The organism is Paenibacillus sp. 01T422 (genome assembly GCF_056398785.1).
In genome coordinates this window covers 1-11600 of sequence record NZ_JBFTQB010000161.1, presented here as the reverse complement: position 1 = coordinate 11600, position 11600 = coordinate 1, and the positions used below count along the sequence as shown (strand labels likewise).

11 protein-coding genes are annotated in these 11600 nt (G+C 44.1%); 9 read left to right on the top strand and 2 right to left on the bottom strand.

Going from position 1 to position 11600, the window contains the following annotated elements; translation table 11 throughout:
* From AC1DUA_RS11645 to AC1DUA_RS11605, 9 genes are all read left to right on the top strand, one after another.
* The coding region (locus AC1DUA_RS11645; RefSeq protein ID WP_477499904.1) for a substrate-binding domain-containing protein at positions 1–741 on the top strand (741 nt) is incomplete at its 5' end.
* Positions 742–1088: 347 nt separating this feature from the next.
* Positions 1089–2633: an ABC transporter substrate-binding protein gene (locus tag AC1DUA_RS11640; RefSeq protein WP_477499903.1), complete on the top strand. Its 1545-nt coding sequence runs from the start codon at positions 1089–1091 to the stop codon at positions 2631–2633.
* Positions 2630–2866, top strand: a complete 237-nt coding sequence (locus AC1DUA_RS11635; RefSeq protein WP_477499902.1) for a hypothetical protein — start codon at positions 2630–2632, stop codon at positions 2864–2866. Before AC1DUA_RS11640 ends, AC1DUA_RS11635 begins: the two co-directional genes overlap by 4 nt.
* A 69-nt stretch (positions 2867–2935) precedes the next feature.
* The gene (locus tag AC1DUA_RS11630) at positions 2936–3934 is read left to right on the top strand and encodes an ABC transporter permease (RefSeq protein WP_477499901.1); all 999 of its coding nucleotides are present in this window, start codon (positions 2936–2938) and stop codon (positions 3932–3934) included.
* Positions 3935–3937: 3 nt separating this feature from the next.
* Complete coding sequence (locus tag AC1DUA_RS11625) at positions 3938–5098, top strand: ABC transporter permease (RefSeq protein WP_477499900.1); 1161 nt, start codon at positions 3938–3940, stop codon at positions 5096–5098.
* Between the two features lie 33 nt (positions 5099–5131).
* A complete protein-coding gene (locus tag AC1DUA_RS11620; RefSeq protein WP_477499899.1) occupies positions 5132–6157 on the top strand; it encodes an ABC transporter ATP-binding protein in 1026 nt (341 codons plus the stop codon).
* Complete coding sequence (locus AC1DUA_RS11615; RefSeq protein WP_477499898.1) at positions 6154–7182, top strand: ABC transporter ATP-binding protein; 1029 nt, start codon at positions 6154–6156, stop codon at positions 7180–7182. The genes AC1DUA_RS11620 and AC1DUA_RS11615 overlap by 4 nt, the downstream gene beginning before the upstream one ends.
* Positions 7179–7853: a hypothetical protein gene (locus AC1DUA_RS11610; RefSeq protein ID WP_477499897.1), complete on the top strand. Its 675-nt coding sequence runs from the start codon at positions 7179–7181 to the stop codon at positions 7851–7853. Before AC1DUA_RS11615 ends, AC1DUA_RS11610 begins: the two co-directional genes overlap by 4 nt.
* A gap of 45 nt (positions 7854–7898) precedes the next feature.
* Entirely contained in the window at positions 7899–8435 is a 537-nt protein-coding gene (locus AC1DUA_RS11605; protein WP_477499896.1) for an HAD family hydrolase, read from the top strand.
* A 1029-nt stretch (positions 8436–9464) separates the two neighbouring features.
* On the opposite strand, the gene AC1DUA_RS11600 is transcribed toward AC1DUA_RS11605, so the two are convergent.
* Entirely contained in the window at positions 9465–10151 is a 687-nt protein-coding gene (locus tag AC1DUA_RS11600; protein ID WP_477499895.1) for a response regulator transcription factor, read from the bottom strand.
* Between the two features lie 34 nt (positions 10152–10185).
* Positions 10186–11600 (bottom strand): sensor histidine kinase (locus AC1DUA_RS11595; protein ID WP_477499894.1); only part of this gene is annotated, 1415 nt, incomplete at its 5' end.

Here is an 11600-nt window from a genome sequence, read left to right as displayed (position 1 = left end):
TCCAAAGACAAAGAGGATGAAAGTGAGTGCCTTCAGGAGTTGTACGACGATCAAGTAGATGGCATCATCTTGTACCCTAGAGGGCGGGAGAAATGCAGTGAAAAGGTTCTGGCTCTGAATCTTATGAATTATCCGCTTGTCATTATCGACCGGATTTTCCGGGAGGTACATATTGATTGCGTCTATCACGATCATTTTCAAGGAACGTATAGCCTTACTGAATATTTGATTGCAAAAGGACATAAGGAAATCGGATATATCTCCATGCCATTTGATGGGGTGACCAGCAGGAATGACCGGTATCAAGGCTATGTACAGGCGATGTTGGATCACAATCTTTCGCTGAACCGGCAAAATATTTTTTTGCAGTGTTCGGAGGATTACCTGGATAATCTTACTGCCTTCAATCCACAAATAGAGGAGTTTCTAAGAAACAATCCCTCTCTAACAGCCGTCTTATGCACCGATGATTATTTGGCGACTTCATGCTTATTTACGGCTTTTCACATGAATAAGTCCGTACCTGAGCAGCTGTCTATTGTCGGTTTTTCTGATATTCTATTGGCTAGTTTGCTTCCTGTTCCATTGACAACAGCTAGGCAAACGACAGAGCAACTTGGACAAGTTGCCGTCAATCTATTACACAAACGGATGGAGAATTCCAGAGAAGGAGCTATTACGATTAAAGTAAATACTTCGATTATTGAACGCAGTTCTGTGCATAGCCTTCTTACCGTATAGACCTTATTCGATACATAATGAGTCCTTAACAGTGGAAGATGGGCGGGTAATCCCCCTCTTCCAAATGTTAAGGTTTTTTTTATTTTCAATAATAAATTATATGTCATTGATATAGAAAATTATTATTAATTTTGTGTGTTTTCACTTTTGTGCCCTTCGAAAGATAATGTTTTCTTTTTGTTAAGGTACTTATCGGATGATTACAAGTTGCATTTGGAATTATATGGTTTACAAAATCAATAAATACGGAACGATTGTATATGTCAGTGACATAATATAATCTGATATTGCGCAACTGGTATTTTATGTTATCAGAAAATTCGAATGAGAAGAGTGGGGAAACTACAGTGAGAAAACAATTAGTAGTAAGCGTAGTTGCTCTTGGTCTCCTTGCAGCTTTGACTGGCTGTGAATCAAGCAATAGTCAAACGAATTCAGCGGCAGCAGTGACTGGAACTCCTTCAGCTGCACCCAAAGCTAGTGCAACTAGCAATAACGCTGCACTCAAAGAAGCTCCGATGTTGCAAGAACTTGTTAAAGCAGGTACATTGCCTGTGGTGAAAGATCGGCTTCCAGTTAAAGACGACGTCATGGTAGAGCCGGTCTTCGAAACAATCGGTACATACGGCGGTGACTGGAACAATCCTTGGAACGGGCCAGATGACAAATGGGGTATTGAAATGATAACGGAAGAACCACTTTTCCGTTTCAAGCAAGATGGTAATGGCGTAGAACCTAACGTTGCCAAAAGTTATGAAGTGAATGCGGATTCCACCGAATACGTCATCCATTTGCGTGAAGGCATGAAGTGGTCGGATGGAAAACCATTTACTACTGATGATGTTATTTTCTACTGGGAGCACATGCTAATTCCAGAAACGTTCGGTAAAGCGTTGTACGATTGCTATTATTCCAATGATCCAGTAACAGGAGCGAAAGAAAGAGCAGAAGTTACCAAAGTGAACGACTATGCGTTCAAGGTCACCTTCAAACATCCAAGCGTTCAGTTCCTAGAGCGCGTGGCAATTGATAATAAATGGTTCTTTGCGCCTGCGCATTATTATAAAACAATTTTGCCTGAGTTTATCGGCGAAGCTAAAGCACTTGAGGTTGCCAAACAATATGGTTTCGCAGATACGAAGACTCTAGGTTTATGGACAGGCTATTATTACTGGTTATATCCGCAGCGTCCAACACTTCGCCCGTGGGTTGCGAAGAACGATGCGAACAGTGCTCGTTTCGTGATGGAGCGTAATCCTTACTTCTTCAAAACGGACGCGGAAGGGCAACAGCTTCCATACATCGATCGTATCGTTATGACGAAAATGCAAGACAGCAGCCACAAGCTGGTTGAAACGATGGCAGGAAACGTGGAAATTGCACAATTTGATTTCAAGGATTACACCGTACTCAAAGAAAATGAGAAAAAAGGGAATTACCGTGTTCTTCCATGGAAAACACCAGGTTGGTCCAGCACAGGCGTTGAATTAAATCAAACAGCAGAAGATCCTAAGCTCCGTAAGTTGTTCCAAGATATTCGTTTCAGAGAAGCGTTATCTGTCGCTGTAGATCGCAAGGAAGTATCCGAAATTATTACGAGTGGTGTCGGTCTGCCAGCTCAATCTTCTGTACCTGAAAGCCTTCCGAACTACCAAGATGGCTGGAAAAACCAATGGGTCTCGTTCGACGTTGCGCGTGCTGCGAAACTTTTCGATGATATTGGTTTGAAATGGGATAGCAATCATAAATACCGAACATTTGATGATAACTCTAATCTGTCCTTACTGATTTACGAAGAAAAAGGTTCATTACACCATGGTTCGGTCACTACGGTTTGTACAATTCCTCTAATGGTAAGGAAGGCGTTAAGCCAGAAGGCGACGTTGCCATGATCATGGAGAATTGGAACAAGGTGAAGGCCGCTAAGACCAAAGATGAAATTACAAAATGGAGTAATGAAATCATTAAGCTTCACCAGAAAAACCAATGGGTTATTGGCTATACAGCGGCTACGCCATACCTCACGGTTGTTAAGAATAATGTGAAGAATGTGCCAACGCTAGTAAATGCCGATGAGTATAGAGGCATAGGTTATGCCCATCCGGATCAATTTTTCATGAAATAAACAACAAGCTGCGTAAAAATGGGGGGGCTTGTCCTCTCCCATTTTTTGCGTAATGAAGAGAGGAAAACCATGTTAACCTACATCGCGCGAAGAGTGATCATGATGATCCCGGTCGTTTTGTTCATTTCTATCATAGTATTCTTCATTATTCAGCTTCCTCCAGGGGATTTCATCAGTACGTATGCCTCCAAGATGTCAACTAGCGGTGAAATCATGGATGATCAATCGCTTCAGTTGATGCGTGAAGCCTATGGATTGGATCAAGCCTGGTATATGCAATATGGCAAATGGATATGGGGCATGATTAGCAGGGGGGATTTCGGGTATTCACTCAGCTTTAACCGCCCGGTATCTGCCATTATTGGACAATTCATGCCGCTAACGCTTGTCGTTTCCTTGGTTTCAATGGTGTTTACGTATGCAATTTCAATCCCCATTGGGATTTATAGTGCTGTGAAGCAGTACTCCGTTGGTGATTATGTATTTACAGCAATCGGTTTTCTTGGAATGGCAACACCTAACTTTCTGATGGCCATTATTCTAATGTACTTCTCTTATGTTAGCTTCGGCGACCCAATGCTTGGCTTATTTTCTCCCAAATTCGTAGAAACAGCTTGGTCCTTTGCCAAATTCATGGATTTCATTAAGCATATGATCATTCCCGTCATCGTTATTGGCACCGGCAGCACCTGCGATTTAATACGTGTCATGAGAGCGCAGATGCTTGATGAGATGGACAAGCCTTATATGTTAACGGCCAGAGCAAAGGGGCTCTCAGAGAAGAAAATTATTATAAAGTATCCGGTTCGAGCTGCCATTAATCCAATTATCAGTACGCTTGGATGGTCGCTTACCGCTATCTTCACAGGTTCAACCATTACGGCTATTGTACTGAATCTACCTACACAGGGACCCGTTATGTACACAGCCCTGCTTACGCAGGATATGTACCTTGCTGGCACGTGGTTACTCTTCATGGCTGTATGCATTGTGCTTGGTACGTTGATTTCGGATATATTGCTCGTCTGGCTCGATCCTCGAATCCGCATGCAAAGTAAAGGAATGTGACGAATGAAAACGAGTTTTCGCGGTTCAACTTTATGGTCAAATCTCTTAGGGTCCAAACGTTATGCTGCTGTAAATAAAGAAGAATCCTATTACGCTGCCTCCCACTGGCGGCTGATGATTCGCAAGTTAATGAAGCATAAACTGGCGAGAGTCAGCCTTTTTCTGCTAACTTTTATGTATTTGCTCGCATTATTCGGCAACTTTATTGCCCCGCAAGGGCTGGACAGCTATGACAGCGTGAATTTGAACAGCCGACCCTCCAAATTGCATTGGATAGATGCCTCAAATAAATTTCACTTTGTTCCCTTCGTATATGGACTCAAATCGGAACGCAATCCGGAAACGCTTAGAAAAGTATTCGTAGAAGATACGGAGAAAAAGTATGCCATTCAATTTTTTGTAACAGGAACGGAATATAAGTTCCTAGGCTTAATTCCGAGCAACAAACATTTATTTGGCGTAGAAGCGCCTGGGAAATATTTTGTTTTTGGTACGGATGGCATGGGCAGGGATTTGTTCTCAAGAATCGTTCTTGGTAGTCAGGTTTCACTTACCATTCCTCTTGTCGGTGTCAGCATCAGCTTTATCCTCGGTTTGTTGATTGGTGGGATTTCAGGATATTTCGGCGGTTTAATCGATACGATTATTCAGAGGCTTATTGAGATTATTCGCTCTTTTCCCACGCTGCCACTGTGGATGGCACTTTCTGCGGCGATACCTCCGAAGGTTCCTATCGTGCAAATGTTTTTATACATTACGATTATTATGGCTTTGATTGAATGGACTGAGCTGGCTAGGGTTGTACGCAGTAAATTTATGTCCCTAAGAAACGAAGATTATGTCATGTCGGCAAGAATTTCCGGCGTCAGCAGTGCCCGGATCATTGGCGTACACCTTGTTCCTGGATTTATGAGTTACCTTGTTGTCACGATGACACTCGCTATACCGGCGATGATTATCGGTGAAACGGCTATGAGCTTTCTCGGACTGGGCATTCGTTCGCCTGCGGCAAGCTGGGGAGTGCTTCTGCAGGAAGCTCAGCAAATGGAAAATGTCGCCTTGTATCCATGGAAATTGATCCCGCTTATCTTTGTGATCACCACGGTTCTCTCCTTCAACTTTCTGGGCGATGGCCTGCGGGATGCGGCGGATCCTTACAAATAATACATACATTCTAATTGAGTGAGGTAATTTCTTATGGCAGAATCGGCTACAGCAAAGCAATCTCAAACGCTTCTCCAAGTGGATGAATTGCATATACATTTTCCAACAGACCGGGGTATGTTAAAAGCAGTGAACGGGGTTAGTTTCCATGTGAAAAAAGGTAAAACCTTGGGCATCGTAGGGGAGTCTGGCTGTGGCAAAAGTATCACGGGCAAAGCTCTTCTTGGCATTCAGCCGAAGACTTCAAAGATTTCGGGATCCATCCAGCTTGGGGATGTCGATGTCGTGAAGCTCAAAAGAAACGGGGCTGACATTCGTGCCATTCGTGGAAGCAAAATCGCGATGATTTTTCAAGAGCCGATGGCTGCTTTTTCCCCTTTGTATACGATTGGCAATCAAATTATTGAATCCATCTTGCTTCATCGCACCAAAAACAAAAAGGAAGCCGTCCAAATGACGATTGACATCCTGCAGCGTGTGGGGATTTCGAACCCGGACAAGCGATTCCACCAATATCCACATGAGTTTTCCGGTGGCATGATGCAAAGAGCGATGATTGCAATGGCATTATCCTGCGAACCCGAGCTGCTCATTGCCGATGAGCCAACAACCGCACTGGATGTAACCATTCAAGCCCAGGTATTGGAGTTAATGAAGCAGCTTCAGAGGGATTTTGGCATGGCTATTGTGTTTATTACGCATGATTTAGGCATTGTGGCAGAGATGTGCGATGAAGTTGCAGTCATGTACCTAGGGAAGATTGTCGAGCAAGCCCCAGTACAAGAAATATACCATCATCCGAAGCATCCCTATACAAAAGGATTGCTGCGTTCTATTCCCACGATCCACAGCAACAAGGCTCGTTTAGAATCGATTGAGGGAACAGTGCCCGTTCCAATCAACATGCCTCCAATGTGCGGATTCTACGATCGCTGTAAGGATCGGATTCCGGGTCTTTGTGATAAATATGAAGTTCCGCAGACGATGCTGTCTGATGATCATAGGGTCACTTGTTTTCTGTATAGCGATAAACCAAGTGGAAACGGAGTGCAGCCATGACCGATCAGCTCATTATGCAAGTACAGAATCTAGTCAAGGAGTATCCTGCGTCCGAAGGCCTTGGAAGATCTCGCAGGGMAGCTTCGGTCAAAGCGGTTTCGGATATTTCGTTTACCATACACAAGGGCGAGACATTCAGTCTGGTAGGCGAGTCTGGCTGCGGCAAGACGACGCTTGGCAGGTGCTTAGTTCGGGGAATCGAAGCGACCTCCGGCCAAGTGTACTACTTTACAGAGGACGGCCAGAAAGTCGACTTTTTGCAGCTGAAAAAACAAGCTTACAAAGAAGTGCGACAAGACATTCAAATGATTTTCCAAGACCCTTATTCTTCCTTGAATCCGAGAATGACTGTTTACGATATTATCAGCGAGCCATTAAGGGCGTCTACACAACTAACTAAATCGGAAATCGAAAAAATGGTTGTTGAGATGGCTGAACGAACGGGCTTAAATGCAAGCTACTTGAGGCGATATCCGCATGCCTTCTCGGGAGGACAGCGTCAACGTATCGGAATCGCTAGAGCACTCATCACCAATCCTAGAGTTATTGTTTGCGATGAGGCCGTATCAGCGCTTGATGTTTCTGTGCAAGCGCAAATTATTAATTTGCTGAAGGATTTGCAGCAGCAATATCAAATGACCTATCTATTTATTTCCCATGACCTGTCCGTTGTCAACCATATATCTGACCGAATTGCCGTCATGTACTTGGGGAGAATTGTAGAGCTGGGAACGACCGAAGTCCTATTTCAGCAGCCAAAACATCCGTATACGCAGGCGCTCCTTTCATCCGTGCCTAATCCCGACCCGGCGATTAAAAGGGAGAGAATTATCCTGCAAGGTGAGGTTCCGAATCCGGCGAATCCGCCGCAGGGCTGTCATTTTCATCCAAGATGTGAGTACAAAACGTCGTTGTGCGAGACAACCGCACCCGAATTACAAGAGGTGGGCGAGGGGCACCTGGCAGCCTGCCATTATGCGAATGAACTGATGCTCAAAGGGATCAAAGGAGGAGTTCTACAATGAAAATATCTGAGAATATCCCACATTGGGACACTGTGGTTCGTGTTGCACCCCTGCTGTATATGGATCGTCTGGAACCATTTAAACCTGATCGTGTAGGAGTTACCGTTTACAAGTCATCCGGGCCCTCACTATCTTTTAACAGAAACATTGAAGTTGATCCTGATAGGGTTCAAATGGTAATCGAATACGCGATTTATTATGATTACGATATCCAGCATATTTATGACCTGGAACATGTCTGGATGTATATCGACCATGAAGGGGCAATCCTTTCATGCGAAGTGAGCTTCCATGGGCGATATCTGCTTGGCATTATGCGCGATAGCAGCAATAGAACGGATGATGGTCGCGTCAATCTGTATGTGCAGCCGGGCAAACATGCGATGTCTCCGCTGGCAGAGGTATTCCGTTTGCTTCCTAACGTGGAATCCTGCTGCCTTACAGAGATAGGAGATGGAGGTGTTCTGGAGCCAGACATGTTTAAAGGAGAGTTTAAAACAGGGGAAGGCATTGACGAGCTAGCTGAAGAGCATATGCAAACCTTCCGTTTTCAGCCAACTTTTGAGTATGAGCTGCACGAGTGGGCACCAGAAGATATCTTCGTATCTTGGGATGAACTGAGAAGCGAGATTCCTGCTCGCATGAAATCTCTTCTTTCTACAATGGCGTAAGCACACAAGTATTCAGATATTACGAAAAGTGAGGATGACTCCAACATGAATGACAAGAAATTGATCATATTTCTGGATAGCGGAGATACGATTATCGATGAATCAACCGAAGTCCGAGATGCCGATGGGATTGTTGTAAGTGCGGATATCATACCTGGGGCGGATGTTATGGTGAAGACTCTTTTTGAAAGAGGATATACACTCGCCTTGGTGGCCGATGGGGATGCACAGTCGTTTAAGAATGTATTTAAACAAAATAATTTGTATGATTATTTTGCAACTATGATTTACTCAGAGACGATTAAAGCAAGTAAACCAAGCCCTCGTTTGTTTAAGGCGGCGATAGGTGCGCTTGACCTTAACGAGGCAGATTGCTCACGCATAATTATGGTCGGCAACAATTTGAGTCGTGATGCTAAGGGTGCCAATGCGCTTGGAATAACGAGTGTCTTCCAAAGCTGGACAACACGTTATCCTCATTCACCTGCGGATGAAACAGAGGTGCCTGCGTATACAATTCGCGAGCCTCTGGAGCTGCTTGAGTTGGTTGAACAGCTGAATCATGAGCTGATTGTAAAATGAAAAGAAGGCTACCGATTCGTTACTGTCGGTAGCCTTTTTCGAAAGATAAGAAATTATATGTTTTGGGGTAAGCAAAGCTTACCCCTTTATTAGGGCTACCACGGGTCTCCTCATGGTGCCATGGGATGCTTCGTTGTACTTTGTGCAACATAAAGCGGTCTACTGCTTGTAATTCCAGCCCTCGTTGCACAAAGTACAATCAATTTGGCGCTGTTACACGAAAACAGCGGTTTGTAGCCCGTAATGTTGTACAAAGTACAATATAGGGGAGTGCGGAGGGCTAAATGCGTTCATCATGTTGCACAAAGTACAACATAGGGATTGCGATAGCACTATGGGCAAGTAGAGATGGAGCTCGTTAGTCGTGTGACGGAGGAAGAGGCGCAGGTACAGACAAAGCATGTTTTATGAGATTTTTTTGGCGAACAAGCTTAATTGGGGGAAGAGGTAGAGGTAGGCATCGTCCATGAGGATAGTGACTTTTTTAAAAGATAAGTACAGAAAGCTACAGGGAAAGATCCAATAGTATGCCCAAAGTATGAATGGTTACTATGAGTATAAGAGAGAAGTCTGTCTAGAAGAGGGCCTACTTACGATAAGATATGCCGTATGTGAACGAATAAGAGGCTTTTTAGAAAGGATGATTCGGTAAAAAGAAGAAACCACAAATATCCATAAGCAACTATCTTCTGTCCAAACAGACAGTGAAGTTTATTTGTTTGACTTGTTCGGAACCCGAAGAAATACGGCTTAAGGTTGTGTAAGATTTTAACCGAATGGATCAAGGAAATCCCACAGTCCCTCCACAATTTACATGTGAAAGCTGTGAAGGAGCGATGTATCCCGGATAGAATGCCCGTCTTTTGATTGATATTGTAAATGAAAGGAATTCATTGGATTTATCGGAAATAAGTTTGAGAGACTAAAGCACCATCTGCAGAGGGGGTTTTCTATGAAAGGCTCAAAAGACTGCCACACAAGTAGGTCTTCCACTTGTAGGGCAGTCTTTTGCTATGGCTTACAGCCGGCCTAGAGCTTCTTCATTACCTCGAAAATCCGCAAATCATTAATGGTTTGGATGACCATCGCTGAATCGGGCATTTGAAATTTCTTGAGAATGGAATTGATCTGTTTCTTGATCGTTTCATATTCGACGAAGCGCTCTTCAGCAATTTGCTTCCGTTTCTTGCCTTCGCAGAGTAAGCGAAGAACCTGCAGTTCACTTGGCGTAAGCTCCGAAATAATTTGAATAATATTAAGTAGACTACTTTCCGCTCGCTTCACGCGTGCAAACTCTCCGCGAATTTTCTCAGCAATTATCGGGCGGATGGGGGATGCGTTCATGTAGGCAGCCCGCACGGCTTCCATGACTTCGGCGTCAGCGGCGGTTTTTAACAAATAGTCCGTGATGCCCGTCTGGAAGGCGGCAAAGATGAAATTTTCATCCTTGTGAACGGTGAGCACGATGATTTTCATCTGGGGATATTTGTCGTGAATGGTCCTCGCCGCTTGAATACCCGCAAATTGGGATTCCATCTCGATATCCATGAGAATCACATCCGGTTGATGCAGCGCTGCTTGAATAACTGCATCGTGCCCCGAGGAAACGCGCGCCACGCAGGCGAAATCATCGTGTCTGGCGAATGTTCTTTCCAGCCTTCTGAGGTGAGCTTCCATGTCATCAGCGATGAGAATACGGATGGGTTGGTGTGTCATTGTACAGGATCCCCTTTCGTCAGCTGTCCATTACTTAGATAATTGGTAGGTACACCGTAAAGGTCGTTCCGACGTCCTTTTTGCTTTCTACGACAATCTTGCCATCGTGGCCTATGATGATTTTATGACAATAGGACAAGCCGATCCCCCAATTATTAACAGAAGCTTTGGTGGTGAAGAAAGGATCGAATATCGTGTCCAAGTGCTCCTCGGCGACGCCTGGGCCGTTATCCGAAATCCGGATGAGCGCCCAACCGTTCTGCTGACTTCCCTCAACCACAATGTGGCCGTCATCCCGAAACTGGAGAGATTCGCTGGCATTGAGGAGTAGGTTATAGATGGCTTCGGTGAAATGGTTGGAATCGATATAGCAATTGGCCGGCAGTGTATCTGGCGAATAATCTACTTGGCAGCGGTTGGTCTGTTCTTTAAGCCGGGCAATAGCGTGTTGAAGCGGAAGATCAATGGACATCGGTTGGAGATTCAGGTTGATATTTTTTAATTTATCAGCGGCATCATTAATGCTGGTTAGCGCCGACTGTGACGATTGTAAGATGAGGTCAAGACTATACAGGGTTTCGTTGTCCGCCTGATGTCGCTCCTTCAGATAGGCAGCCTCGGACTGAATGCCAATCAAATGATTTTTGAGAGCATGTGTAAATGCACGCGTGCCGAGCGTTGCCGTGTCGATGCTTTTATTGATTTGAATATCGCGGTTTTTGCGGTAATTCTCAATCGAGTTAAATTTGTACACCAGGTAAATCATCAAAAACAGGGTTAAATAAATTGCAAATGGAAACACAGGTAGAAGGATCGACTGATAGCCAAGAGGAGGCTGCAGATAGTTGAAATAACCTTTCAAATACGTTTCTTTCACCAATACTTTCGGAGCCCAAGAGAAAATAAACAGATGGATCACGACGAGTGGAATAAAAAGCAGAACATGATACAATGTCAAATTTTTGATGAACCTAATTTTCGGATAATTCAAATAATAGTTGATGAGTAACCCAAAAGCAACAAAAAGTATGAGGTAGCGAAGGCTCTTTAGGATAATTTCCATCGTGTTAAAGAACAGCAAGTTATCAATCTGGTTACTTAATGCGATATGAAAAGAAGGATCATAATAGATCGTCTCGATGATAAAAAAGAGTAAGAGGCCTCCATAACCGATCCTTTGCTTCCATGTGCTAAGGCTGCGGGTGAAGGCAATCGCGAAGCCGAGCAATGAGCAGTAGAATAGCCCAACACCGATATTCAGCATGCGAATAAGCCAATCTGGGTTGAATTTGGTTAAAACCAAATAATTCCACGTACCGGGACTGAAATCAAAGAAACTATGAATGACATTGAAGTAGTAATTAAATTTACTCAAGTACAACGTGAAGGATACGAAAGAAAGTACCCAACCAATGATAATGCCGTACATGAAGCGGGTTGATGCATGGT